General features: G+C 66.1%; 23 protein-coding genes and 1 tRNA gene. 6 read left to right on the top strand and 18 right to left on the bottom strand.

Translation table 11 applies throughout. From position 1 onward, the window contains the following. Positions 1 to 423 precede the first annotated feature (423 nt). Both FV242_RS16575 and FV242_RS16570 read right to left on the bottom strand, forming a co-directional pair. Positions 424 to 1587 (bottom strand): hypothetical protein, encoded by a 1164-nt coding sequence (locus FV242_RS16575; protein ID WP_147939698.1) that lies wholly within the window; start codon positions 1585 to 1587, stop codon positions 424 to 426. Positions 1588 to 1656: 69 nt separating this feature from the next. Beyond that, positions 1657 to 2124 (bottom strand): hypothetical protein, encoded by a 468-nt coding sequence (locus FV242_RS16570; RefSeq protein ID WP_147939697.1) that lies wholly within the window; start codon positions 2122 to 2124, stop codon positions 1657 to 1659. Between the two features lie 126 nt (positions 2125 to 2250). Between FV242_RS16570 and FV242_RS16565 the strand changes: the two genes are divergently transcribed. Continuing rightward, a complete protein-coding gene (locus tag FV242_RS16565) occupies positions 2251 to 2511 on the top strand; it encodes a helix-turn-helix domain-containing protein (RefSeq protein WP_147939696.1) in 261 nt (86 codons plus the stop codon). A 271-nt stretch (positions 2512 to 2782) separates the two neighbouring features. Here the strand turns inward: FV242_RS16565 and FV242_RS16560 are convergent, their stop codons facing one another. The 3 genes from FV242_RS16560 to FV242_RS16550 form a co-directional block, all read right to left on the bottom strand. Beyond that, positions 2783 to 3334 (bottom strand): hypothetical protein, encoded by a 552-nt coding sequence (locus FV242_RS16560; protein ID WP_147939695.1) that lies wholly within the window; start codon positions 3332 to 3334, stop codon positions 2783 to 2785. Continuing rightward, a complete protein-coding gene (locus FV242_RS16555; RefSeq protein ID WP_147939694.1) occupies positions 3318 to 3764 on the bottom strand; it encodes a hypothetical protein in 447 nt (148 codons plus the stop codon). Before FV242_RS16555 ends, FV242_RS16560 begins: the two co-directional genes overlap by 17 nt. A gap of 465 nt (positions 3765 to 4229) precedes the next feature. Next, positions 4230 to 4541, bottom strand: a complete 312-nt coding sequence (locus FV242_RS16550; RefSeq protein ID WP_147939693.1) for an H-NS family nucleoid-associated regulatory protein — start codon at positions 4539 to 4541, stop codon at positions 4230 to 4232. Positions 4542 to 4653: 112 nt separating this feature from the next. On the opposite strand from FV242_RS16550, the gene FV242_RS16545 reads away from it, so the two are divergent. Next, positions 4654 to 5469, top strand: coding sequence for a hypothetical protein (locus FV242_RS16545; protein WP_147939692.1), 816 nt, complete (start codon positions 4654 to 4656; stop codon positions 5467 to 5469). A gap of 11 nt (positions 5470 to 5480) precedes the next feature. Here FV242_RS16545 and FV242_RS16540 read toward each other — a convergent pair whose 3' ends face one another. From FV242_RS16540 to FV242_RS16525, 4 genes are all read right to left on the bottom strand, one after another. After that, positions 5481 to 7454 (bottom strand): ATP-binding protein, encoded by a 1974-nt coding sequence (locus FV242_RS16540; protein WP_147939691.1) that lies wholly within the window; start codon positions 7452 to 7454, stop codon positions 5481 to 5483. Between the two features lie 368 nt (positions 7455 to 7822). Next, entirely contained in the window at positions 7823 to 8173 is a 351-nt protein-coding gene (locus tag FV242_RS16535) for a DUF2958 domain-containing protein (protein ID WP_147939690.1), read from the bottom strand. Beyond that, positions 8173 to 9453: a hypothetical protein gene (locus FV242_RS16530; RefSeq protein WP_147939689.1), complete on the bottom strand. Its 1281-nt coding sequence runs from the start codon at positions 9451 to 9453 to the stop codon at positions 8173 to 8175. Before FV242_RS16530 ends, FV242_RS16535 begins: the two co-directional genes overlap by 1 nt. Before the next feature lie 472 nt (positions 9454 to 9925). Continuing rightward, positions 9926 to 10570 carry a hypothetical protein gene (locus tag FV242_RS16525; protein WP_147939688.1) on the bottom strand — a complete coding sequence of 215 codons (645 nt, stop codon included), beginning with the start codon at positions 10568 to 10570 and terminating at the stop codon, positions 9926 to 9928. Between the two features lie 158 nt (positions 10571 to 10728). On the opposite strand from FV242_RS16525, the gene FV242_RS16520 reads away from it, so the two are divergent. The 3 genes from FV242_RS16520 to FV242_RS16510 all read left to right on the top strand — a co-directional run bounded on the left by FV242_RS16520 (position 10729) and on the right by FV242_RS16510 (position 16761). After that, complete coding sequence (locus tag FV242_RS16520) at positions 10729 to 12168, top strand: primase-helicase family protein (RefSeq protein ID WP_147939687.1); 1440 nt, start codon at positions 10729 to 10731, stop codon at positions 12166 to 12168. A 124-nt stretch (positions 12169 to 12292) separates the two neighbouring features. Beyond that, on the top strand, positions 12293 to 14434 hold the full coding sequence (locus FV242_RS16515; RefSeq protein WP_147939686.1) for an AAA family ATPase: 2142 nt from the start codon (positions 12293 to 12295) through the stop codon (positions 14432 to 14434). Between the two features lie 5 nt (positions 14435 to 14439). Next, positions 14440 to 16761 carry an AAA family ATPase gene (locus FV242_RS16510; RefSeq protein ID WP_187278451.1) on the top strand — a complete coding sequence of 774 codons (2322 nt, stop codon included), beginning with the start codon at positions 14440 to 14442 and terminating at the stop codon, positions 16759 to 16761. A 957-nt stretch (positions 16762 to 17718) separates the two neighbouring features. Here the strand turns inward: FV242_RS16510 and FV242_RS16505 are convergent. From FV242_RS16505 to FV242_RS16470, 8 genes are all read right to left on the bottom strand, one after another. Further along, positions 17719 to 19287, bottom strand: a complete 1569-nt coding sequence (locus tag FV242_RS16505; protein ID WP_147939684.1) for a site-specific integrase — start codon at positions 19285 to 19287, stop codon at positions 17719 to 17721. Positions 19288 to 19372: 85 nt separating this feature from the next. After that, positions 19373 to 19464: transfer RNA gene (locus tag FV242_RS16500), tRNA-Ser, on the bottom strand. A gap of 12 nt (positions 19465 to 19476) precedes the next feature. After that, the gene (locus tag FV242_RS16495) at positions 19477 to 20322 is read right to left on the bottom strand and encodes a glycosyltransferase family 2 protein (protein WP_147939683.1); all 846 of its coding nucleotides are present in this window, start codon (positions 20320 to 20322) and stop codon (positions 19477 to 19479) included. Further along, positions 20319 to 21587, bottom strand: coding sequence for a diaminopimelate decarboxylase (gene lysA / locus FV242_RS16490; protein ID WP_147939682.1), 1269 nt, complete (start codon positions 21585 to 21587; stop codon positions 20319 to 20321). The genes FV242_RS16495 and lysA overlap by 4 nt, the downstream gene beginning before the upstream one ends. A 136-nt stretch (positions 21588 to 21723) precedes the next feature. After that, positions 21724 to 22071, bottom strand: a complete 348-nt coding sequence (locus tag FV242_RS16485) for a lipoprotein (RefSeq protein ID WP_147939681.1) — start codon at positions 22069 to 22071, stop codon at positions 21724 to 21726. A 114-nt stretch (positions 22072 to 22185) separates the two neighbouring features. Then, complete coding sequence (locus tag FV242_RS16480) at positions 22186 to 22488, bottom strand: 3',5'-cyclic-nucleotide phosphodiesterase (protein WP_147909941.1); 303 nt, start codon at positions 22486 to 22488, stop codon at positions 22186 to 22188. A gap of 127 nt (positions 22489 to 22615) precedes the next feature. After that, positions 22616 to 23317, bottom strand: coding sequence for a hypothetical protein (locus FV242_RS16475; RefSeq protein ID WP_147909942.1), 702 nt, complete (start codon positions 23315 to 23317; stop codon positions 22616 to 22618). A gap of 109 nt (positions 23318 to 23426) precedes the next feature. After that, positions 23427 to 24047 (bottom strand): DUF1134 domain-containing protein, encoded by a 621-nt coding sequence (locus FV242_RS16470; protein ID WP_147939680.1) that lies wholly within the window; start codon positions 24045 to 24047, stop codon positions 23427 to 23429. Positions 24048 to 24299: 252 nt separating this feature from the next. On the opposite strand from FV242_RS16470, the gene FV242_RS16465 reads away from it, so the two are divergent. Further along, entirely contained in the window at positions 24300 to 24902 is a 603-nt protein-coding gene (locus tag FV242_RS16465; protein WP_246692737.1) for a YHS domain-containing (seleno)protein, read from the top strand. Here FV242_RS16465 and FV242_RS16460 read toward each other — a convergent pair. Next, entirely contained in the window at positions 24883 to 25764 is an 882-nt protein-coding gene (locus tag FV242_RS16460; protein ID WP_147939679.1) for a 3'(2'),5'-bisphosphate nucleotidase CysQ, read from the bottom strand. The two genes, FV242_RS16465 and FV242_RS16460, sit on opposite strands and share 20 nt — an antisense overlap. Between the last annotated feature and the right edge of the window lie 127 nt (positions 25765 to 25891).

Genomic DNA, 25891 nt, shown 5'->3' with positions numbered 1-25891 from the left:
TGAAGCTCCGCTGATCGCCGGATGAATGAGGCTGGATCGGAGCTGAAGATTCACCGCGGCAGGGGACGAATTGCTGCCGATCGCTGGCTGTCAGTCACTGACCGATGGAGGTGGCGGAGAGACGACCTCGCCCTGGCACTCGTGCGGCGCTGATCGCCGTACGGCTCGAGAACGGTGGGCGGAGATCACGGTAGGTCGGCGAGTGAGGGGCGTACGGCCGGTAGTCAGTAGGTAGCAGTACGTCGGCTGGGTAGCCAGGGGCGTAGGTACAGGTAGGGGGTGGATTGCTGATCTCGCGTATCGCAGTGGGATCTCAGGGGGCTCTCATGCAGGGTATAATGTATGTAGCTGCAACACCGCCGATCGCACATTTCGTCTCCCCTGAATATGACCTTATTTTTTGAACTGGATTGGCCTAAACCTTTAGCGGCTGAACTCTGCCAGCCCAGTGGAAAGGTTGAGAGCCTGCGCGCACGCCTGACGCATGAGGATGATGTTGGCGCGCAACCCGCCTGCGGCACCGCTAGTCGTCCAGGTCTGCCGACGTGCCTTGGCACCGGCGGCGAGATTGGCAGCCGTCACGCCGTGGTAGGTCAGGAGGACCTGCTGCACGAGCCCGTAGCGGCGTTGCGCTTCCGTCCAATCGGACTGGTAGCCTTCGAGCGACCCGCGACAGGTCTCGAGATCGTAGCCGACGGCGTCCACTGCGGTGAGGAGCTGGAGCAGGTCCTCCCGGGCGGTCATGGGCTTGAACTGCGGGTTCTTTTCAAGAAACGACCGGACCGGTGCCGGTAGGCCGGATGCTCTCTGCGCGTAGGCCTGATCCGCCTTGACCCGTTCGGCCTCCTCGCGGGCCTCGAGCTCGGCTTGCTGGCGTTGCGTGGCCGCTTGTTGGCGTTGAGCATCGGCCTGGCGTTCGGGGGCCTGCTGCAGGGCGAGCTTGCGCTGTTCCTCAGCACGGTTGGCTGCCTCCGTACGTTGCTGGGCTAGAGCCGCGGCATTGGCCGCCACATTCTTCGAGTCCTGGTCAGCGAGGGCCGACCGGATTGGATCGAGACGGGCGCGGAGGTCGAGTTCGAGCGCTGAAGGGATGCCACCGCGCGCAAGACGCCGATCAATTTCAGCGACACGGGTCCGGCGGCTCGACAGGTCGGGATCGGCTTCAGCCAACCGCACGGCCTCGCGAAGTTCAACCTCGCGATCGACGGCAACGACCTGCTTGGCTCGCAACGCCTCGACCTGTCCGGTGACCTGCGCCTGCCGACCGTAGGGCTGATCATCGATGTACCGGAGCATCATCACCGTGCGGCGCCGATTGGCATCGGTCGCACAGGCCGTCATGCGCCGCTTCAGTGCCTCGAAGGTGGTCCGGTCCCATTCGATGAACGGGATGCCGAAGGGATCGCCACCGTCGGACCAATTCTGCCGGGTGAACAGCTCGGGATCGACCTGGGCGCAGGCGTAGCCGTCGAGCGCCGCCACCCCCTGTGTCGTCGCCACAGCGGTGGCCGTCCCCCCGATGCCGGCGGCGAGAAGCGTAACACCGGCCAGCATGAAACGGCGGACGGAGAAGGCAGCATCGGACATGAGCATCGCATCACCGGACTGAGGTGGGAGAATCATCGAAGCGGATCGAGGCGGCGCCTGAGGCGAGGCTCAGAACGGCGGCTCGGCTTCGATCCACAGCTCGTCCTTGGCCGGCGAAGTCCATTCGAGTGTGAAGGGCACGTCGTGGCGTCCGACGTTCAGGAACGCGTCCGCCTGACACAGACGGATCTCCAGGCCCTTGGCACCAACGGGGACGTAGCCGGTTTCCTGGATCACCCCGAGCCGCTGCACCGTGGCGCCGGCCTGCTTGGCGGTCGAGGCCCGATCGAGGACCTGACGAAGGAGGCGTCGCGCGGGGATGCTGTCGCAGACCGGCATCACACCGACCTTGAAGGAGATGGCGTTCGGGTCGGGGCGGTTGAGGAGGCGGTACCCTCCGAGAAGACAGAGCGCGACGGCACCACCAATGAAGCCCATTCGGCGAGCCTTCGGCATGTCCTGGTTCGCGACGTTCCTGGCGTGGCGGGCTTTCAACCGGGCGATCAGGCCGGGTTGGGCGTCCTTGGCGTCGGGCATGCAGCTCCTCCTGTGTGGCAGGGGAGGTTCACCGAAGCCAACCCGATATTGCGGCCGGCATAGCTCAATCCATGTGGCTATTGCCAGTGGTTTTCTGGCCCACATCGAGGCTCGTTATGCCTCGTGATGACGGGACGAGCCTTGGTGGCGTGGAACCTGCGCCGAGTGCGTGTTGCTGCAGGTATCAGCCAGGAGCGGTTGGCCGCGGATGCCGGCGTGGATCGGGCCTATCTTGGCGGCCTGGAGCGTCAGACCGAGAACCCGACCGTCGATCTGCTTGATCGCGTCGCGTCAACGCTGCAAGTGCCGCTGGCAGAGCTATTCATGCAGCCGGCGGAGGGTGAAACGGCGCCGCAAGCGTTGCGAGGTGGACGGCGTCGGGGCTGATCCGCAGCCAATTGAAGCCGAGAAGAACGACCTGCTGATTCTGCTTTGCGCCATAAGCGGGAGTTGGCTGCCTGTCTGGAAGCGGACGTTCCGCAATCGACCTACATCGGGCATCCAAAAGTGCATCGAGCGTTCTGTAAAGTGGTCATGCCGTGCGGCCAGTCAGAGTGCTCGTGCCGAGCGCAGACGACCAGGGCCCATGCGCCTGCGGGATGCCCTTGTGGCGCGCGCGGATGATGCTGCGGTGCGGGCGGCGTACGCCGCCCGACGATCACGCGGCGATGGTGTGCAGGTCGGTTTGCACGATGAAGGCCTTGCCTTCCTCGACCCAGCCGCTGCCGGCCGCTCCCTGGCGGATGCTCGCTGCCTCGTACGACAATGCAAAGCGGTGCTGGCCCGTGTCCGCGTTGTAGAAGCGCACGAGCGCCTCTGTGCCCGCCGCCCCTTCCGCCGCGTAGGCCTGGAAGCCCACGCCCTCGTAGTGGCAGCTCGGCAGCCCGCTGAGGATGTTGTCGCGCTCGCCCGTGCTCGTGGTGAAGAAGTGCTCGCCCGTGCTGGTGTCGAGGAAGCGGAGCACGTCGGTGGTGTCCGCGCCCTTGTCGGGCGTGGCCCACGGGCTGCCCTCCGCCAAGAGGCTCGGCAGCGTAGCCTGGATGTGCGCCGCCTCGGCCGCGTCCGCAGCGAAGAAGTGGTCGCCTGTCGTCTTGTCGTAAAAGCGGAAGGCTTGGCTCGCAGCCGCGCCGACCTGGACCGTGCTGCCGGTGACAGCCATGGCGAGCGCGATGGCGGCCGAGGGCGATAGGGGCCTATCCCACGCAAGCATTCAGCAAAACCAGCTTACCGCCATAGGCCGCGTTCATTTTCGACATCAGGGATGCGAGATCGGAAACCGTGGTCGGTTCTCGGATCTGTAAGGAAACTTCGTTCTTGAAGCTGCCGTGGCCGGAGAAATGGATGATAGGCATATGCGGCTGTGAATGAAGCCAATCCATAAAATCTTTGGCCGCCCGTGTAGCATGCGGGAGAACAGGTTTGACGGGCTTGGCACGCTTCCTCGTTTGAGGCGCGTCCGGATTTTTGAGCGCGTTAAGGGCTGCATTGTAACAGGTAAATCCAGCCTGCTTCGAAACCTCGTGCAGACAATGCGAGTATTCAAAGCATTTACTAGCGGCCTTGCGTGCCTTTTGGAGCGCTCGTGCGCGTGCCTTCAATGCGTGGAGGGTGAGTTTCTGAGGCTTAGGCAACTCCGTCATTTTACCAAGCCCCTCCGAAGCGCCCCAAGGCGATGGCCGCCAGCGTCATCGCAACCACAATGACAAGGGTAACTAGGCCGGGGATGGTATGTATCGCCGCCCCAAACCTCCAACGGTGCAAAAACCATCGGCTTTCCAGCCCCACATGCAAATGCGGGGTGCTGTTTGAGCCTTGGGGCAGGGTGTTTCGAAGAGGCTGATTTTCAGCGGACAGCTGATTATCGGTACGAGCTGACATGGTGCGCATCCCGCGCACCGAGGCAATAGATCAGTCAGCTCCCGCCTTGCCGACCACGCCTCGATGCAACGAGTGGCGGTGTCGCTTGTCCGGTTCACCAGAGCCTGTTGGCCGCGGGGGGTAGGCGTACTCTTTCGAGCCCGGACGCCATGACGTGAAGATGGTGGTCCCACGCGCGTGTTGTCAATAGCCCGCCCGCGACGTGGAGCATCAGCGCTGCGAACGCGCTAGAGTTTGAAATCGTCGCGGCTGTGGCCGGACCCCTCGAGCGCTACCAGCCATTTCGGAGGCTTGCCCCGGCCGGACCATTCCTCACCGCCCGGACCACGGTATTTCGGCGCGACCTTCCCACCGGAACGTTGGCGCTCAGGCTCACGGATCACGTCATCGACGGTCAGGTTCAGCTTTGCGGCCCGTTCCTCGAATTCCGCCTTCAGCTGCCGCCTTGCCTCATCGAGCTTGGCCTGCCGTTCGGCTTCCGCCGCCCGGATCAGCTCACTCAACTCCTCGGCACCCATGTCCTTCAGCGCCTCAAACACCGAACCCGCATCTGCCTGTGTCGGGCATCCTGACCGCTTTTATCCGTCGCCAGGTTTAACGGACTGACTGGCAGCCTCATATCGCTCCCAAACAAGGGGGCGACCTATGCCGATGCCGCAGAACGAAGCCGAGTGGAAGCAGGCCGCCACTGACGTCACGCGCTCGATGCGCGACTTCACCAAGCCGTTTGTGACGCCGCTTTCCAAAGTTCTTAGCCCCGAGGAGGGCGAGCTGCTTGGAACCGGCGGGTATATAACCGCCCTCGGTAAAATCATGCTGATTACCAACGATCATAATTTCGAGAAGTTGGATATAAACCAGATCGGAGCGCAGTTTTTCGGCAACGATCATGTTTTCATGCTGCATCACATCACCTACAGCACCAAGTATCCCTTTGACGTGGGATTTACGCTGATTAATCCCGCCGTCTGGAATCTTCCCAAGCTTCAGCCCCACAACGCCGTGGCGATACCGCAGACTAAATTAGCGCCCGCACATAAGCCGGTTGAAAACGAGCTTCTGTTTCTCAAAGGTTACGCTTTGCAGGAATCCAAGTTCTTATTCAATACCCTGATGAGTAACGCCACGTCATATACGGGAAAGGAAGTCCCTTTGCCGGAACGGTGGGAGCATCCGTTCCATTTCGCTATCGATTATCGCCCGGATCTGGCCGAGGAACTTGACCCCGGATACAGCCTGCCGCGTCCCGATGGTCTGAGCGGGTCACTGGTCTGGAATACCCACTACGTCGAGTGTGCTTCGCAGGGGTTCGAGTGGCAGCCGGAATTTGCAGAGGTGACCGGCATTGTATGGGGCTGGCCGTCAGGAGGCGCCTGCCTGATCGCAACGCGGATCGAGTACGTCCGCAGCTACTTGGCCCATGCGCTGGACGATATGGCCGCCCGAGGCGAAATCACTGTCACCTGAGCCGACGCCTTTCAGCCCGTGTTGGTGATTCCGAGTTTCTGGAAAAAGATCGCGTTCCGCAGCCGCGCATCCTGCATCACCTTGCCGAACGGGACGATTTCCACGAACGCGGCCGGATTGGTCGTGTAACCAAAATAGCCCTCGCCATCGGGGGTCTTCTCAAACCGGCCGATAATCCGCTCCTCGAGCTGCGGGGTAATGTCGGCCACGACATAGCAGTGGAACGAGGTACTAGGACGGATGCCCCTTATGGCGCGGCCCCTGATATCCACTTCTCCGGAAGTTTCCTTAAGCCGCTTCACATAGGAAAGCACCTGCTGAACAGGGTCTTTGCCTTTGTTGTATTCCGCGCGCATCGGTCTTTTGAATTCGACTATTACGACCGTGTCCGTATCCTCGCGCTCGCGCCAAGCCACGCATGAATTGTAGAAAAAAGCCAGGTCTGGACGTTCATCGCTATCGAGGGTCGTGTAGTTCGACAGCCTCTCATCGGATGCGAAGTAGTTGAAAAACGCCAAACGGTCATCGAGCAACCAAAGGTTATGGTCATCAATCGTCAGGCCCTTGGAGTCGATCCGCATGGGGCAAAACAGCTGATGAAGAGCATCCTCCTTGCTGTAGGTTTCCTTATCAGATTCATCGTACTCGAGGAGCGTTTCAAACAAATCGAGGACAGCCTTCCGGCGAGTGACATACTCGGCCAGAGCGCCGCGCTTTTCGTCAGCGATATAGCCTGTGTATTCCTCGACCTTCTCCGTCAGCGGGCCTTTCAGCAGATCCCCGGTCTTGATCGACTTTTCGACGGCGACAAATTTCTTCTGTCTGCGGAACCTCGCACGGGACATTTCGAGGAAAATCTCCTCCTTCCCGTATGAGTTGGGCTGCAGGCCTTCCGCGAAGTTTTCCAGGTCGTCGGCCAAGTACAGGAACTGCGGGTTTTCCGCGATCAGATCCCGGGTCGTTTCGACCTTCCGGGCAACTGCCTCCTCGATGTAGGAGCGCAGATAGTGGCGGGCAGCCTGACCGATGCCGCGCTTGATTTCCTCCACCTCAGACGGATCGAGGGTGAACGCCGTGCGCTCGCTGTTGACCTTCTGATCGAGGTAGGGGCTGGACGCGCAGGCAATGTAGACATGCTCCCTGTCTAGCGCCTTAAGGCCCAGCTGCTCGTCAATGGCGTAATCGATCACCGACCGGCTATCGCCCGCGATGAAAGCGAAGTTGAAGGCTGGCGGCTCGAACCGCATGCGTTTGTCGCACTTGAGCGACCAGACTGTGAGCGGGAAGGCGTCATCCCCTTCGCCAATCGTGATGGTCGTGGTGTCGTGGTCAACGATACTCTCGCTGAACACGGTCTCAATCTCGGTTATGCCGTCGTCCTCAACCGTCACCTTGGGCGCGTTGCCGGCGACGAACAGCGGGACGAAGTGCGCCGCGATCCGGTTTTCAATGACGCCGCTCTTGACCGGGCAGCGGTTCTCATAGGGAGATTTGAGGCCTCGGAAGCTGATGATGGTCCGGTGCGCGGGTTCGACCGTTGGCGTGTCCCGTTCGAGAATCTGATCCGCCTCAGACAGCCGGAAATCGAAGGCCCGGCGCTCCCAGCCTGTTTTGCCCTGATAGGTGCTATCGACGGATATCCGGTCGAACACCTTCAGCCAGGCCAGCCGGCCCACGCCCTTGCCGCCACGCGCCTCCTTCCACCGGGAGTCCGGTGTCCTGAAAGACCGGAAATTCTCCTCAGTGAACCCAATGCCGTTGTCCTCGACATCGAAGCCGATCACCCGGCCGGCAGGGTCATCCCCAAGCCTGACGACACGCACGAAGATCCGGCCCTTGGTAGAGGCATCCGCATCGTAGAGGTCCGTGATCGAGTGGACCGAATTGCTGACCGCTTCCATGAGCGGCAGCAGGGCGTTTTTCTCGGTAGGGCGCAGGGCCAGCCGGTTCACTCGGCCGATGATATCGCTCTCGAGGTTTGCCACGTCCCCATCCCTGAAGCGCCGCTCAGGGTCTGACGCCCGATTGGTCCCGCTTGCGGTTATAGGCGGCCAACGGAACAGGCGGAAGGCGACATTCGGGCGTCCCCCACTGCTCGATTTGCGGGAGAAGTCGAGGCACAGCCTTGTCGGTCGCGATAGCGGCCGAGGTTGCGAGGTGGCGAGACTGAACTACCCGACAGCGGACGTTGCCAGCGTCTGTAAAGGGTCAAACTCTGCCGAGACGGCGAAGCCATGAAGTGGTGCTGCGTGAACTATCTCGGTCCGGTTCGCCGAGGCCGAATCCGGTGGCATCGGCGACCGCGGCACCCAGGGGCGGGGCGAGCGCGAGGGCTGAGGTAGACGTAGATGGCTCACGCGGTGATCCTCCCTGCCGCGATGGCGTCGGCGGCATAGGCGGAGATTGGCTTGTCGGGCTGGAAGTAGACGTCGCGGCTGACGGGGAGTTTGATGTGGCCGCGGATGGATGCGAGCACGGTGAGGTCGACGTAGCCAAGTTCGGGGGAGCCGAGACCGAGGTCGCATAGGCCGCAGGCACGGGTTGGCTCGGTCGGGTCGAGTTCGGTGAGCAGCCAAGTGAGGGCGCCGTCGGGGAGGAAGAGTTTTACCACCGGCAACGGATCGATGTCCTTACCGGCTGCGGAGCGTTGACCGTTGAGCAGCAGTTGGCGGCGTTGCGCCTTTGTGAACCAGGGATGGGCCATCAGGCGAGACCTGCCGAGATGTTCCGACGAAACCGACGCGCGGGATAAACCGCCGCGACGGGGAGCGAGGGCGATGCGGTCGAAGAACGCCGTCGCTTACCTGGCCGGGGCGACGAAGGGGCAGGAATCGTTTTGCGTCGCCTGACCGTGAGAGCGGTGCGGATCGGGGTTGAGAGCGGGGCGTGCGGTTCGAGCGTCGGATCGGTTGCCGACTGGGTCGAGGATCGCGGTGGCGGAAGTATCAGCGGGGATGAAGGGGATCCGGACGGTTTGGGGGCGGGTGGAGTGTCGCCCAGCGCGACGGCAGCCACGCGATCGAAGTCGAGGTAGCGGGCGTGGACCGCCCTGGCGTGGTCGGCAGCGCCTGCGTGATCGAGGGCGTCAAGGATGCCTTCGAGGGTGAGGTGGACGAAACCGACGCGGTCAGGGGTGATGCCGAGTGGAGCGACGAGGGTGTCGGCGTAGACCTTCGCCGAGGCAGCGACGCGGCGGTTCAGGCCGGGGCCAGTGAGGACGAAGAGGCCCCGGCTGGCATCGCCCTGATCGACCATGAGCTGCGCGAGGGTGTGTTCACGCCGGAGTTGCTCGATCCCGGGGCGGTAGAGCAGCGGATCGTCGGGGGAGCAGTAGAGGCCGGAGGCACGGGCGACCTCGCCATAACGCGCCCGGATGGAAGCCGAGGGCCCGACCATCTGCTCAATGAATTTGAGTTCGACAGCGATGAAGGCCGGCTCGCCGTCGGGTGTGATGACGTTGAGCTGGACGTCGAAGGCCGTACCGTCCTGCAGATGGCGTTCGTCCCCGCGTCCGGGCGAAGTCTCGAATTTGAGCTGCGCGACCGAGTGGACGAAGTCAGGCAGCAGGCGCGACCAGACGCGGGTGGCGAGTTCGAGGTCGAGCGCCATGGGGCCGAAGAGGTTGAGCGCCAGCCCCTGGCTGGAGAGCAGATGGCCGAGGATCTTGGCCTCGTCCCACAAGGCGCCGGGCTCGCGTAGGATGAGGGCTCGCCGGACAAAGGCGGCGATTTCCGGTGTGAGGAAAGTGCGGCCGGCGAGGGCGTCCTCGCGACGAAGCCGCCACCCGGCGCGCAGCTTACGGGTTTTGCCCGCTTTGTCGCCGGATCCCCGTTCGACCTGAATGCCGGCAGGGAGGTTTTGATCGGTACGCCAGAGTGAGGCGAGGAGCCGTGCAGCCGCGGCGAACCGCGTGTCGCCGGTGATGAAGGCGGTGTGCTGCCGGCGGACGGCGTCGGGGATGAAGGGCGCGTGGGCAAGAGGCATAGCTTGATCCGGATGAAGCCGCAGGGTGAGCGGCAAGCTCCAGATTCAGCTGACGGTAACAGTTTTTGCGAGACGAAGACCGGGTCGCGAACTTTCTGGACCATCATATGCGCGAAACATTGAGGGATTCGGGGAGAGCCGTTTTAGCGGATTCAAATTTTGATAGCCGTATAGAAATTATATAGAATTTAGACAGCATTTTTGATAGAAATAGACCGCCACAATAAAAATCTAATGTTCTATTGCAGGAAATATTGGAGCTAAATTGTCTCACCCACGGGTGTTTTGCCGGTTCGATCCATTCACGGGGGGGTCGTAGGGAGCAGGATCGGCGTCGAGAGCCCCCGGTGGTCCCCTCCGGGGGGGGTAGAGGTAGATATCATATCGCAATCGAACAGCTTAGGTCACAGGTGCCGAGCGGTCGCTTTTTGCCGGTCCCCCCAGCGTTTCCAGCGCGATCGCAAGCTTGGCGTTAGTCCTCGGCGGAAACAGCTTGTTGCCGGGCGTAAGCCTTGCGCACGCCCTCGGAGGTCCAGCGCCGACCCGTTCCAGTGGTGATGCCGCGTCCGTTGAGGTCGTCCGCTGCAGCTTGGTAGCGGCCTGGAGCTTCTGGGAACTGGTTCACCGCTAGAGCAAGTTCGGTTTTCGCACGCTGGCGTAAGGCAGCCGCGTCGGTATCATGGCGCTGCTGCCAGCGTCGGAAGTGCTTGACCGGGTCGAAGGTCTGGCCCCCGATCAAGATCGGATCAGGTCTAAGGTCTTGGCGCGGAACGTCGTGGTTCGCGAGATACATTCGCATGAATGCGTGCGGGCGCCAGTGATGAACGAGCGAGAAGTCGACATAGACCAGGGTCGCCGTGTATGTCGCGCAGAGGCGCATCACGCGTTCGAGCTCCTCCTCGACTTGCTCCGTGCCGCGGTCGGCCTCCATTTCCATGAACGCGGCTTCTCCGACGAGCTGGCCTTTCTCCTCGCGGACATAGCGGCGGATCACCTCGAGCTGATAGCGGATCGTGCGGCTTTTCTGAGCCGCGGCCTCGACATCCTTGGGCAATGCTCGAAATCCGCGCCGCGGCACCGGCAGCGTCCAGTAGAACCCGACATACGCTCCCCCCACGCCCTGCTCCTGTTCGCGCCGCGCACTTCAGCCCGCCCCGGACAATTCCGCCGTTTCCGCAGCGACCGCCCCTGACCCGCTACCCCTGGTCCATCGCCTCGCGGACGAACCCGGACATCCCGTTCAACCCCGCAAGGCCTTCGAAGACCGAGGGTATCATGACCACCACCGATCAAGTCATCACGTACGACACCATCACCGCGATCACGGCCGAGGACGATGCTCGGACCGACGAGATCACCTCGGAGCCTAGTACCTTCGACACGAAAGAGAGCGACACGACTGCCGCGCGGATCTCGAACGACCTTGAGGCGGCCGACAAGGCCGATGCGGTTTGCCGTAAGAGCGTCGAGACGCAGCCAAGCGACGCCGCGGTAGCCTTCGTGCGCGCCTTCCTCGCCGAATGCGACGTCGAGATCCTGTTCGACGGCTCGCTTCGACATGCACGCGCTCCGCACAGCGCGACGACTACCGCCGAGATCGCCGGGTTTCTCGACCAGGAGGATATCAACGGCACCTGGCTCCTCGACGAACTGGTCGGTGAGACCCAGGTCCGCCGCGCCAAGATCACCAAGAGCGACCTCGCACGGGCGGTGCGCGCGGTCACGCGCGACACTCAGCGCGCACGGCGCAAGGACATAGTCCTGCCCCTGCTGATGCCGACCTCCGACGCACAGCGGGCGGCGGCCGCGGTCGGGTGGGCACGGCTCGCCGAGGCCGTGTTCGAGACCGAGCCGGTGCTGGCAACCGCCTGCCTGCAGCACTTCATCTGGCAAGTGAAGCGCAAGCTCCTCAATCTCGAAATCCAGCACCACCTCATGCCGGTGGTGTGGAGCCCGGTGCAGGGCGGCGGCAAGACGACCTTCGTGCGCCGATTGTTAGCACCGCTGGCCGAGCTCGCCACTGGCCCCGTGCTGCTCTCGGACTTCACCGACCGGCGCAGTGGCGACATCTACCGTTTCCCAGCGCTGTTCGTGGACGACATGGAGCAGATCGAGGTCAAGCTCGTCCCGGTGCTTAAGAGCCTCGTGACCAGCGAGGGTCTGCGACGGCGCAAGCTCGGCACCTCGATGAGCGAGGGCCACCGCCAGCAGACGACGCTGATCGGCACGGCCAACATCGCCATCGACGGACTCGTAGCTGACGCCACTGGCAACCGGCGCTTCGCCAGCCTCGCCTTCCGAAACGGCAAGGCGGAAACCGGGGGCGATCCGACCGTGTGGAAGGCGGTGGATGCAACCGATTACGGCTTGCTATGGCGCGCCGTCGATGTGTTCGGGGAAGCACCGATCTCGTCGCACCTGCCCGCGCTGGTCGCGCTGCAGGAGGCGGGCCGTCCCCCGGATCCCGTGCTGACGTGGTTGCGCAACCTCGACGTCGATGCGAGCGCAGTCAGGAACATCACGACGCGCCATGGGGTCCGGGCGAAGGGCCTGCATCTACTGTTCTGCGAGCAGGCCTCGTGCTGGATCTCGTCCAACGCGTTCGCGGAGCGGATGGCGTTGCACGTGGCCGACCCGACTGTGCCGTTCGAGCCGAAGGTCGAGAAGGAGTACGGCATCATCTATCCGCTCAAGGAGGGCGTGTCGGCCGCCTGACGCAACTCGGGTCTCCAGGGTCTCCAGGGTCTCCAGGGTCTCCAGGGTCTCCAGGGTCTCCAGGGTCTCCAGGGTCTCCAAGAGACCTCCTTCCGTCAACTATCAACTGATCGGATCCGCCACCATGACGACGGACATGCCCAACTTCGCCAACAGGTATCGGCCCCGACGCTTCGAGGATTTTTGGGGCCAGACTCACCCGGTCCGCTTCCTCTCCGGGCTCATCCAGCGCGGGCAGATCGGCCGCAGCTTGCTGCTGCATGGCTCGGTCGGATCAGGCAAGACCTCCCTCGCGCGCCTCTACGCCAAGGCGCTGAACTGCGACGCGCCGCAGGACGGCTCGCCTTGCGGGATCTGCCGCTGGTGTACCATCGCCGCCACCAAACCGAAGGAGGCCGGATTCTATGAGGTCGACGTGCCCGCCGCTGAGAACAAAGCGGACATGGTCCGGGCAATCCTCAGGGAGCTGAACCGAACTCCGCCGAACCCACCGCTTGGCTACCGTATTCGCACGCTGTTTTTCGACGAAGCGCACAGCCTCTCCAAGCCCGTCGCCGAGATTCTCCTGAAGAGCGTCGAGGAGCCGCAGCCCCGGGTGATCTTCTGCTTCGCCACCACCGAGTTCGACGCGATCCCAACGGCACTACGCTCGCGGCTGTTCCACCTAGAGGTCCGCCCGCTGCCACCCGACCTCGCGATCCGCTTCCTCAGGACCTTCGCCGATCGTGAGGGCATCGCCTACGAGCCCGAAGCCCTGGCGCTGCTGGCCAGCCTCAAGCACGGCTATCCCCGCGACCTGCTTATCGGGCTTGAGCAGGTCTACGACCCGGACGGAGGCATGCTGACAGTCGCGCGCGTGCGCGAGGTCTTCGACGTCGATCACACCGACGTGCTCGTCGACTACTTCCTGGCGCTGGCCGATGGCGACTTCGCTCGTCAGACGAAGACGATCTTCGCTTGGCGCGAGCCGCCAATTGAGCGGGTGCGCTGGGTCCGGGCCTTCCTCACGGCGCTGTACTACACCGAGCTAATCGGTCTCGACGTCACCGTCGAGCCCTCCCTGAGCGCCATCGCGTCCCGCGACCGGACCCGGATCATTGAGCGGTTCCGCGACCGCCTCGGCCTGTCAGATCGGCGCGACCTAGCGCCCATCTGGCGCGAGCTGATGCGGTTCTGGGCCAACGCTAAGGCAGTTGCGGACGATTCTGCCGGCCTTCTGCAGGTCACGTTGTTCCACGACCTCGTCAACAGCTGCCTGACCGCCGCGGGCTCGGCCGAGCATTGCGATCTTGCTGGGACGAATGCAGCGATCCCGCGCTCGCCGGACTCGCAGGCCCTTGCCAGCACCTCAGTTGCAACTGCAGCGATTCGCTCGGGCGCATCAGAGGATGATGCCGACGCAGCTTTCCTTCGGCTACAGGACGTGCGCACGATCATCGACACCGCCTCCTTCCTGATGCAGGAGCACGGGGTTACCTTCAACGCAGTGTTCCGGCTTCGCCCAGCCTTGTTCGCGGGAGGGGACGAGGCGGCGCTGATAGCCGCGTTCGACGCCGAGCTCGACGCGCAGGCCGCATCATGGTCGATCGAGCCCTTCGCCCGCCTGAGCCTCGTCGAGCGGGACGAGCTGGGCCTGCGCGGGACCGTTCTCGCTCATCTGCCCCACAGCAAAACCGGCCGAGCCGGTAATAGGGTGGCCCAGGCGGAGAGCTGGCATCGTTCGTGGCGCCAGCCGGATCGGATTGGGCTCGACGCGGACGCTCTCAGCTTGCGTGTCGGACCCATCGACAGAATCGCCGCGGTGCGGTTTCATTGGCAGGAGGTGCTCGACCTGTGCGCGGGCCTCGATCGGGCGGCTACCGGTTGGGATCCTGAGGCGACGCGTCCGCGACAGATGCTGGAACTGCTGAGCGTTCGGCGGCCCAGGCAGTCGGCCCCGGTCGAGGGTCCCCTGATTCGCGTATCCGAACCGCTGTCGGCGGCCGCGATCGCGCGTGCGAGCCGCAACGGGATGATGCCGTTGTCGGTCTTTGCGAACGAGGCATGGTCTCATCTGAAGAGTGGCTGGGAGCTCGACGAACATGTCGATCGCCTCAGGCTGCGCGAGTCCCGCGAGCTCGATTTGGCGATCCTCCGCCAGACCTTCGGAGACGGCTCTGCTGCAGCGCAGTCCGAGGTCGATGCACGCGTGTCGCTATGGGCGGCGGAGCCCCCCGAGCGCCGTCCTCGCACGTGGCGGAGTTGGTGGCAGGGCGGGGAGGCCTGAGGCGCATGCTCGACGTTGCCTACCTGCTCGACAGCCCGCCGATCCCGGGTGCGGTGATCTACGAATACCGCACAGGCGCCCTGCTCCAGCGCGTGCGGGAGGCGCTCACTGCCCTGGCGGAGAAGGAGGACCGTATCGTCCGACTATCCAAGCCGAGCGAGTTGCTCGCCAACCTCGTCGAGACCTCTTTGTTCGAGCCTCGGCAGCTCGAGCTGTGCGACTGGAAGACCGGCGCTGTGCCGAAGGCGTCCGAACGAGACCTCGACGCCATTCTGCGCGCCTTCGCAGTGCGCACGGACCAGCGCATTGCCTTGTTCGTGCCGGCGGGATGCGAATTAACGAGGCGGCCATCGTGGCTGTCCGTGCGCGCGGCAAGCTTCGTTTTGGAGGAGCCAGCGGTCACTTGCGAGACGCTGGAGCCAGTGCTGCGCTACCTCGAGGCGTCGACCGATCTCGCCGACCAACCGGACCTCCTAAGGCAGGAAGGGTTCGTGGCGCGCTTCGCGGAGATGCTCGCCGACAAGCCGAACCTGTTCACCTTGATCCGCGCCTTCGACGAGGTGGTCGTCACCGCGACCGATCCGGTCAGTAACCGATACGATCAGGCCCAGCACCGACGCGCCACCCTGAAGCGGCGGGCGCGCGCATCCGTGAGCGATCATCTCAAGGGCCTGCTGGCGGGAAGCGACAGCTGGGACGCTGTCCGGCTCGTGGCGGCCCTCGATGCGCGTCGCTGGCGGCGCGGCTGGAGCGCGCGCACCGTCATGGGCGAACTCTACGAACTTACGGCTCGCTTGCTTAAAGATGGTCACGGTGGCCCGAACGCTGATTCCCGTCACATAGTGCTATGGACCGCGTTAATTCTGGCGGCCGAGGGTGAGCTCGTCCCCACCAAGGCGCGGACGGCGCATCGATCACGGGTGACAGCCGACGGCCTAACGCTAGGTCTTGACCGGCTCGTGCGCGCTTACATCGCGCGAAGCGGTGTAGACCTGGCGGATCCACTGTCCGGCGTCTGGGGACGTCTGGACCGGACGCTGGGGCGGATGACGGAGGGCGAGGCCGGTTCGCCGGAAGGATCACGCGACAAACTCCTCCGGGCACTGGCCGACGCTCTGCCATCAGTCTCAGGTCAAGTTGATCCACTATGGCTGCGACGCCTCGCACAGCGCGTTAGGGACACGCTGGAGGCCGTAGATACCGCGCCCGATGCCTCGACCGTGGAGAATGCCGCGTTCGATCCGCGCGGCAGGGTCGGCACACTGGCGACCTTCGACGAAGTCCTCGGGCATGGCCACGTGGTCAAGGCGCTGCGCCAGCGCGTGCGGCGCGCCGATCACGGCACGGGGCTGCTCCTCTACGGACCGCCGGGCGTCGGCAAGCGCACGCTCGCCTGCCTCTATGCCAAAGCCGTCTTATGCGACGAACCTACGCCGCAAGGTGCGTCGTGCAACCGCTGTGAGGCCTGCCGGGAGTTCGAGCGCACCGGCGGCCTCGGCTACGGCTACGCCGATCTCGCGCGGACGGACGCGCGCGATCGCGCGCGCGATCTCGTCAGGATCGCCCGCACGGCCGCCTTCAGCAAACGGGTCGTGTTGCTCATCGCGAACGTGGACGCGTGCGAGGCGGATGCCTTCGACGTGCTGCTGAAGACCCTCGAGACGCCGCCGGCCGGCGTGACGTTCGTGCTGATGGGCCGCGACCTGCGCGAGATGCGATTGGCCGGGGTGTCGCGCTGCCGGGTCTACCGCATGCGGCCGGTGACCGCGCTCCAGGCGCAGGTCTACACGCGGTCCTTATTAGAAACGCACGGGGTCGCTTGTGACGAACAAGTCGTGAGCGTGCTGGCTGCAGCGGCGGGCGGGCGTCCCGGATCGCTGCGATCGCTGTGCGAGCGCGCGGCGGGATTGCCGGCGTGCACGCTGCCGGCTTTGCGGGCCGCACTCGATCTCAACTGGGTCGGGCCGACGGCCGCCTGGATGCGGGCCGCGTTGGACAGCCGTCCCGTCCCCACAGTCCCGGCACCAGCCGACACGACGAACAGGCGTGACGAGATCCTCCGCCGGATCCGGGCCATCGTGCTGCACCTGCGTCTTCAAGACGTAGCCGGGGCGGACCTCGATAAGATCTCGGCCGATCCGGCGCTGCTGCATCACGAGGACGACGAGCTGGAAGCGTTGAACGCTTCGATCGAGCAGCAGGCCGCGGAGCGAGGCGTCGGCGCCCTCGTGCTGCGCCAGTCGCTCGCGCGGGATTGCCTGTCGGACGATCACCGCGAGATCGAGGAGCTGCGCTGGGCGGAACCGGCGGGATCGTCGCGGGCATGAACTCGGGTGACCCCGCCGCATCACGCACTGATCGAGGCCGACGAACGCCGGCGCGGCTGGATCCGCGAACTCCCGACCGCCGCGTCTACCTTCGCAAGGGTGGGCCCAGTGACCCCCGAAGGAAGGCCTGCCCGACCTGGCGGAGTCTCCGAAGAGGTCGGGCGCGTGGGGCGGTTCAGGCGTCCGGGTCAGAGCCGTCGGTGTTGCTGATGAAACCCAGGTGCCCGGCTAATTTAGAAGTCCGTGGTGGAGAACGCTTCGTCGGCGTCACCGTGCCTGATGTGAGGCGTGGGGCGAACGAGGCTGATGAAGGCGTCCAAACCGGCCTGATCGAGAGCGCCGGCATCGCCGTCACGGAAGATGGGCCCCCGGCGGAACGCAAGCCACGATAGCCACCACCGACCTTCTCCATGTCGGGCGGCGTCATATATCCCTCTCCTAGCGTTCCAGAGCTGTCGAAACCCTCTTTATTGAGGGCTCTTATCTGTCTTCCTGAGGGAGGCCGAGGGAGGCCGTCTTGCTCGAAGAGCAAGGCTTCGCCTAGGCGGCGGCGAAGCCAGCCGTCCGGATCGAACTCGCAATCTGCGAGGCGTCGGTCGACCGTTGGATCGGAAATGCAACCTTATGACAGGTAGGCCAGGGCTGGGCTGTTGGCCTTAACGCACCGCTTCCCACTATCCCGGTGGCCAGCGCAGATAGGATGTCACCCTCCGATCCATCGGGGTGGAGCATCGTCTTTGGGGGATGGCTGCGAAGCCTTGTACCCCATCCTGAGCAATCCCGTCGCCGAGCTTGCCCTTCTTACCGATGCCCTTCGGAATTTTACCCGGCGGTCCCCATCTCGCCTGGATAGCGATGGAGGCTCGGGGCCCGTGGGGGGCCTGGCGTGTCGCGGATGGAGCGACATGACCTGCGCGCCAGAAGCCGCGCTTCCGGCCAGACCGCAGCGCGGTGACATCAAGGGATCCTGGACATCTGTTCGAGCAGCATTTTAAGGCCGTAGCCGCCGTAGGCCCCACTCACAGTTTTCTGCCGTCCGAGCATGTAGATCGTCACGTCCTCGCGTAAGCCGTGATCGCGCGAGAGCGTCGAAAAGCGGTGTCGCCAGCCATGGTTCGGCTGCATGCGTGGGTCTTTCATTCCCAGCGACCGAATCCAACGGCTCAGAATCTTGGAGCCATTGCCGCCTCGGCTGCCGAAGCGGTCAGGTGGCAGGTCCGGAAACAACGGTCCGGATTTGGTACGTGCGGTAAATTTAAGAAAACCCTCTTCGATGAGGCGTGGATGGACAGGGATCGTCCGCTCCGAATTTTCGTTCTTGAGCGAACCGGCCTCCGGGCGGATGGCCAGGACGGGGATGTCCCCGTCAGTGTAGACATCTTCTTTGCGCAGCTGACATATTTCGGCGACGCGCGCTCCGGAATAGGCGCACAGCCACGGTACCCACCGGCGCACGCTGTCCTCTGCTGCGGAGGCCGACGCAAGGATGATCGCAACTTCGTCCTCGGTGGGATCCCGCTTGCGGTCCTGGGGACGCGCCTTGGTCGTTACCTTGATACCGCGCGCGATGTTCGTCGACAGCTTCTTGTTGTCGACCCCCCACTGCAGGATCGTGCGTACCGGACCGATTTTTCCGTTGCGGATGGTCGAGCCACGCAGTTCCTTGCCGAGGAGCGCGTCCTTCCAGCGGATCAGATCGTCTTCTCCGACCGCTGCCGCATCGTCGTGGCCAACGAAAGCGATGAACTCGCGCACTGTTCGGGGGAAGACGTAGGCGGTCTTAAGCGAAGGCTGCCGCTCGCGTAGCCATCCCGTGATCAGCGTTTCAAACGAAATGGCAGCCGCCTGCTCAGCGCGGTCTAATGCCGCCCGTACCACCGGTACTCGCGTGCTTCGAATTTCGGTCATCGGCAGCGGTGCCGTTGCGGTACGTACCTCAAACGCACGACGAGCACCTTGGCTAAGCTCGCGCAGGTTCAGCGCCGCGGCCTGCGTCGCATCGGCGATCGCCCAGACGAAGTCGCTCCGACTGCCTGCGTCGACGCGCAACCCGTTCTGCGCGAGATAGCGATCGGCAATGTCTTCACACCAAGTGCGCATTTCCGCGCGTTTGAACGCGTGGCGATCGAAGCCCTCCGTGATCAGGTCGACGGCGGGCCTCGTCAGATCGAGCTCTGTCGCTGACTGCTTGAACAGGTCCTCACCGAGGTCGACCGACCACTGCGTCTGCTGGCTCGGCGCCTCCCGGTGGTGCGCGAGAAATTCTTCACCGATACGAACCGCCATCTCGATGCACGCCCGCTCACTCAAAGCCTGGGGGCCGTCGCGCAGGTTGGCCCACTGTTCCTCGAGAGCCGCGAGCGCTGCGGGGAACAAACGTTTGGCTTCCTTGGGATCGCGCGTGCCGAGGCTGCGGCGGATCTCGCCGCTGCCGACGAGCGCCTTCAGCTCGTCCGGGACACGCCGGCGCAGGTAGTAGAAGCCAGATCGCGGATGCAGCCAGGGAGTCGCCATCGCCAGGGCCATGTGTACCACCCGTGTGTACCACCGGGCGTCCAGAAAGCCATTGTCCGAGAGCAAGCTACGGCGAATTCACCACAATTTAGTGTGGTGGCGGAGACGGAGGGATTCGAACCCTCGATACCCCTTTCGGGGTATGCTCATTTAGCAAACGAGTGCCTTCAGCCGCTCGGCCACGTCTCCGGCGCTCTGGCTCTAGAAGGTCGGATCGGGCGGGTCAACCCGATCCGGGCCGGTGGCGGTGCGGCGGCGGCGTTCGTAGTGCTTGGCGATGCGCAGATGCCGCGAGATGGCGTAGTTCATGGCCGTCAGGAAGCCGTAGGTGCCGCGCACGACGTGGCGTCGGCCGAGATAGGCCTTGAGGAAATTGCCCGGCAACTCGACGAACACGCGCCAGGTGGGAATCACCACGCCCCGGGCCTCGAGGTCGTCCGCCTGCTGGTCGGAATAGCGGTTGAGCTTGTCCAGCTGATCGCCGAGCGAGCGCACCGAAAAATGGTGGATCACCCCGCGGAGGCGGCCGGGCTTCACCCCGGGCTCCAGGGCGACCCGGTCGTGCACCGGGGAGGCCGCGTAGCGCCCCCGGTCTTTCCTGTAGAGGCGCACCGGGGTGAGCCGGTAGGCCCAGGGATGGGGCCGGCCCTCGCCCGGAAAGACCTCCGCGATGCCGATCCGCCAGGCCGCCCGGCCGGGCTCGCCGGAGGCGAACAGGGCGCGGATCTCGGCCGCGAGTTCGGCGGGGACGACCTCGTCGGCGTCGAGGTTCAGCAGCCAGACGTGCCGGCACTGCTCCTCGGCGAAGCGCTTCTGCGGGCCGTAGCCGGGCCAGGGATTGTGGATCACCCGGGCGCCCAGCGTGGCCGCCAGGGCTTGGGTGCCGTCCGTGGAGCCCGAATCGACCACCACGAGGTCGTCGGTCAGGTCGCGCACCGCCCGGATGGTGGCGCCGATCCGGTCCGCCTCGTTCCGGGCGATCAGGAAGATCGACAGGGGCAGCGGTCCCGCCCCGGCCGCCCGCGAGCCCGCCGGCGCGCCGGTCACGCCAGCCAGTCCGGAACCCGGTCGAGGGCGACGAGGGCTTCGACGCTCACGCGCGGGCGCACCACGGCGGCCCGGTCGCCGCGCACCAGCACCTCCGGCACGAGGGCGCGGGTGTTGTAGGTGCCGGCCTGGACCGCCCCGTAGGCGCCCGCGCTCATCACGGCGATCAGGTCGCCCGCCTGCACCGCGGGCATCTCGCGGTTGAGGGCGAGATAGTCGCCGGTCTCGCAGACCGGGCCGACCACGTCGGCGACGATGCGGGGCGCGTCCGCGCCCGGCTCTGCGACGGGCCGCAGGCCGTGATAGGCCTCGTACAGGGTCGGCCGGATCAGGTCGTTCATCGCCGCGTCGACGATCACGAAGGTGCGCCCCTCGGCGTGCTTCACGTACAGGACCCGGGTCACCAGGATCCCGGCATTGCCGGAAATCATCCGGCCGATCTCGAAGACCGGGCGCAGGCCGAGCGGCGCGAAATGCGGACGCAGGGTCGCGGCCAGGGCGGCGGGGTCGGGCGGCGGGGCGTTGTCGTCCCGGTACGGGATGCCGAGGCCGCCGCCGAAATCGATGTGGCGCAGGGGATGGCCGGCCGCCAGGAGTTGCCGGGCGAGGCCGGCGAGCAGCCGTGCCGCGCTGGCGAACGGCGCCAGGTCGGTGATCTGGCTGCCGATGTGCATGTCGACGCCGTGGATCGCGATTCCCGGCAGGGACGCGGCCGCGGCGTAGACCTCCGGGGCCCGGGTGATCGGGATGCCGAACTTGTTCTCGTACTTGCCGGTGGAGATTTTGGCGTGGGTGCCGGCATCGACATCCGGGTTGACCCGCACGGAGATGGGGGCGGTCAGGCCGAGGCCGACCGCCGTCTCCGACAGCTGGACGAGCTCGGGTTCGCTCTCGACGTTGAAGCAGAAGATCCCCGCCTGGAGCGCCGCCACCATCTCGTCCCGGGTCTTGCCGACGCCGGAGAATACGATCTTGGCCGGGTCGACCCCGGCCGCGAGAGCCCGATGCAACTCGCCGGCCGAGACGATATCCATGCCCGCGCCCTGGGCGGCGAGCGTCCGCAGCACGGCCTGATTCGAATTCGACTTCATGGCGAAGCAGACCAGCGCGTCGTCGCCCGCGAAGGCCTCCGCGAAGACGCGGTAGTGCCGCTCCAGGGTGGCGCTGCTGTAACAGTAGAAGGGGGTGCCGACCTCCGCGGCAAGGCCCGTCAGATCGACGTCCTCGGCCTGCAGGCGACCGTCGCGATAGTGGAAGTGGTGCATCTCGGCCGTGTCTCTCCTGCGTGCCGGAGCGCGAGGTGTTTCCCGTGAAACATCCCGGCCGCCTGCCGGCGGGGCGCCCATCGACGAGGGGCACGACACGGCGCAGGCGCGGAGGCGGGCTCCGGCAAAAAGCCGTCTACAGCAGCGGATCGAGAATGAAAGGCTCCTTGGGGATCCGGTAGCCGCGCTTCGCGCCGCGGCCGGTCTCGATCGGGGCCCCGGTGCCGCCCGGCGGAACCGCCGCGATGGACAGTTCGTCCCCGGCCCGCACGGCCGCGGCCGTCGGCTCTTCCGCGCCGCCGCCGAGACCGACCGAGACCGGCAGGGTCCGGCGGCCGGCGACCGCATCGGAGCCCGCCGGCGCGGTCGGGGACGGGGCCGCGGTCTGCGGCGGCTCCAGGGAGCCGCGTCGGCCGCAGGCGGCGAGCGCCAGGGCGATGAGGCCGGAAGCGGCGAGGAGCTTCAGGGCGGGAGACGACAACATCGCGCGAGGATCCGGCGGGCTCGGCGCCGGCGCTCGAGGGCCGGCGGGAGCCTTACCTTAGCGGTTGGCGAGCGCCGGCGCGAGCGCCGACCCGCCACAGCAAGCGGCTTCGCCTCAGCCCCGCTGCTCCTTGGTGCCGCGGGCGCCCTGCTTGCCCTTGGCCGGGGCGTCCTGCTGCTGCTGGGCCTCGTACGCGTCGATCGCCCGGCGGCAATTCTCGCTGAGCTTCTTCCAGTTCTTCTGGAAGCAGGCGTCGGTGGCCGGGTCGTCAGGGGCGAGGTTGCCGCAATAGGTCAGATAATCGCCGGTGCAGTATTTCTTCAGGGTCTCGTTGCCGCGCTTCGACTGCTGCGCCGCGGCCGGCAGCGTCAGGGCGGTAGCCGCCGCGACGGCGAGAAGGATTGGCTTCAGGCGCATGGGGATACGTACCATCTCTCGGAGGCAGGACTGTCGGGAAAAGTCCCGGTTGCGATGATGCCTTTGCATGGTCGAAACAAGGCAATCAGCGAACGTTTCTGAGCGGCGATCGGGCTTTGCGCTCCGATCAGACGCGCTCGGGCTGGGGGGCGGGAAAGGCCGCCCTGGGCATCCGGTCCTGGCCGGTGAGGGCGTCGGCGACCTCCGAGATCCGCCTGCGCAGGTCGGCGTTCTCCCGCTCGACGCCGCCCTGGCGATCCGTGAGCGTCTGGGCGAGGGCTTCCTCGGCGGCCTTCAGGCTGGCCCGCAGGTCGTCGCGCTCCGCCGCCAGGGCGACGGGATTCGCGTCGGCATTGCCGGGCGGCGCCTGGTCGGCGTGCCGGCCCTGTCGGACCGCCAGGAGGCTGTCGAGCAGGTCCGCGTGCGCCTCCTCGAGGACGCGGAGCGTAGCGACGCTCGCAGTGCCGTCCTCGCGGGCGCTGGTGAGCTCGGTCTCGAGCTCCCGGGTCTTGGCCTGCGCCTGGGCGATCTCGCCGTCGCGGGCCGCCACGTCCCGGGCGAGGGCGGCCGCCCGCATGGCGCCGGCACCGATCGCCGCGAGATCCGCATGGCGCTTGGCCTGCACGGTCTCGACCCGGCGCTCCAGGCGCCGCTGCTGCACGGCGAACTGCGCGCGCAGGAAATCCCGCTCCGCGGCGATCTCGGCCGGCGACAGCGGCAGCCGCGCCTCCGCCCGCCGCCGCGCCAGGCGCGCGGCGCGCGCGTTGAGTGCCGGGAGCAGCAGGAGGCCGCACAGGCTCGCTGCCAGGAATCCCAGCGCGAAGATCATCACGGTTTCGATCACGAGGGGACGGCCCGCGCAGACGGCCGGAAGACCCGGCCCAGGATCAGTCTAACCCAGGTCGGTCGCCGGGGCGAAATCAAGCTCCACCCATCAATCAGAACGGGTTCCAGGTCGCCTCCCGGGTGAACTTCAGATAGCCGACATTGATCCCCAGCCGCGCGCCGACGCCACTGCGGATCGGCACCACGATGATACGGTCGCTCACAACCGCCGTCATGCCGAAGCCGCCCACCAGATAGGCCGAGCCGTCGACGCCGCCGAAGCGCCGGAACAGCTCGCGCACGTTCGGCAGGTTGTAGACCAGCATCATGGTGCGGGCGCCGTCGCCGCCGACGTCGAAGCCCACCGAGGGCCCCTGCCAGTAGACGCGGCGCTGGCCGGCGTTGCGGGTGTAGAGCGTGCCCTCGCCGTAGCGCACGCCGGCGACCACTGCACCTCCGCCCTCCTGCCCGAGGATATAGCCGTTCGGCTCGCCCCAGCGCCGCCCCGCCTCCTCGACGGTGAGTGCGAGGCCGCGGGAGACCGACCCGAAGAAGCGATGGCCCGATTCCACGATCTCGCCGGGGCGGAACGTCTCGGGGGTGTCCAGGTCCTCGCCGCGGGCCAGCGCCGCGCCGACTCCGGAAAAACCCGCTAGCGGCGCACCCAGCGCCAGGCCGAGGCCCGCGCGGAGCAGGTGGCGGCGGTGGGTGCCGCGCTCGTCTCGTGCCGTCATCGTTGCCTCCTCGCCCGGTTCGACGGCAGCATCGGATCCAGGCCGATGCCGCCGCTCTTGAGACTCCGCATCGTCCGAAAGCCGGTGACCATCGTTCGGGCGATGCTTTAACGGTTCCGCGGCGGATCCTGGCCGCCGCGGACATGAGCCGGTCTCGGCCGCACCCGCGACCGGGATCCGCTCGAGGACGGGCCCGCGATCCGGGGCGGCGCGGATCGATACGTCGGACCAGCTTCTGAGGAAAACCGCAAGATGTGGTTAACGTGCCCTGACGCCGCTCCCACTCCGGCCTCGCTCCACGCGCCGCGTCCCGGGCGCCGGCGCCTCCACGCGGCACGCTCCGGCTTGGTGCCGGTCCTGGCGCTCGCCGCCGCCCTGACGGGCGGCGCGCCGACGGCGGCAGAGCCGGGAGACACGGCGGCGATCGAGTTGCTGGCGCTCCAAGGGTTCGACCCGGTCAGCTATTTCCTCAAGGACGGGCCGCGGGCCGGCGCCGCACGGTTCGAGCTGTCGTGGGGCGGCCAGGTCTGGCGCTTCGCCAACGGTGCCGACAGGACGGCCTTCCGGGACAACCCGGAGGTCTACGCCCCGCGGCTCGGCGGCTTCGACGCCGCCGGGATCCTGGATGGGCGCCTTGTCGATGCCGACCCGCTCGTCTTCGCCGTCATCGGCGAGCGCCTCTACCTGTTCCGGGATGCGGCCCGACGCGACCGGTTCCTGGCTGCGCCCGAACTGGTCCGCAAGGCGGAGGCGGCTTGGCCCGGCCTGCAGGACCAGCTGGACATGCCGACTCGGGACCCGCCGCTCAAGGCCCCGCCTCTCAAGGATGAACCGCTCAAGGATGCGCCGCGGTGAGTCGCGTCCGAACCGGCCGGGCGGGCCCGGGGGCCGGCAGCGCGAGGCCGGCGGCGAGGTCCGGGTCGCCCAGGGCCGCGAACGGCCCGTTGCGGTAGCCTTCGCGGTAGCAGCCGTACCGGATCGGGCCGCCACCGGGGACCACCACGCAGCCGCCGGCCGCCGCCAGGATGTGGTCGCCGGCGGCCGTGTCCCATTCCATGGTCGGCCCGCAGCGGACGTAGACATCCGCCTCGCCGGCCGCGATCAACCCGAACTTGAGCGCGGATCCGGTCTGGCGGGTCTCCGACACGGGCAGGGCGGCGAGGCACGTCGCGGTCTCGGGATCGCCGTGCCGCCGGCTCCCCAGGGCGACGAGTCCGCTGCGCGGCGCCGGACGGGCCTGCACCGGACTGCCCGCGCCCGGGCGTCCGTCGATCACGGGGCCTTCGACGGTGGCCGCGCCGGCCCACCAGGCCCGCCCGAGGCCGGGGGCGACGAGGGCGGCCGCCACCGGGCGCTCGCCGGCGACCAGGGCGATGTTGACGGAGTAATCCGGCGTCCCGGCCAGGAAGTCGCGGGTGCCGTCCAGAGGATCGACCAGGAAGAAGTTCTGGGACGGCCGCACCGCGAGTTCGGATGCCGGGGTGCTCTCCTCGGCGACGACGGTTATCCCGGGGAAGCGGGCGGCCAGAGCCGCGACGATCAAGGCCTCGGCCTCGACGTCGGCGGCGCTCGACGGCGATCCGTCGGGCTTGAGGGCGTGGGGGCAGGGACCGCGATGATAGCGCCGCAGCACCTCACCGGCGGCGCAGGCGATCTCGGCGAGCACCGCGGCGATCCGCTCGCGCTCAGGCCCCGAAAACATCGCCGCGCCCGTCATGTCGCCTCCCGCCCCCGCCTGCATGCCCGAGCGGGTTGAGATTGTCGACGGTTCGGGCCGGCAAACGGTTCCGTTGCGTCGTCTTGATCGGGGGACGGCCGACGGCCAGCCCGGCCCGACCCGGCCC

The sequence above is a fragment of the Methylobacterium sp. WL64 genome (assembly GCF_008039945.1).
Classification (GTDB): Bacteria; Pseudomonadota; Alphaproteobacteria; order Rhizobiales; family Beijerinckiaceae; genus Methylobacterium.
This window is presented reverse-complemented; position numbering and strand designations above follow the sequence as displayed.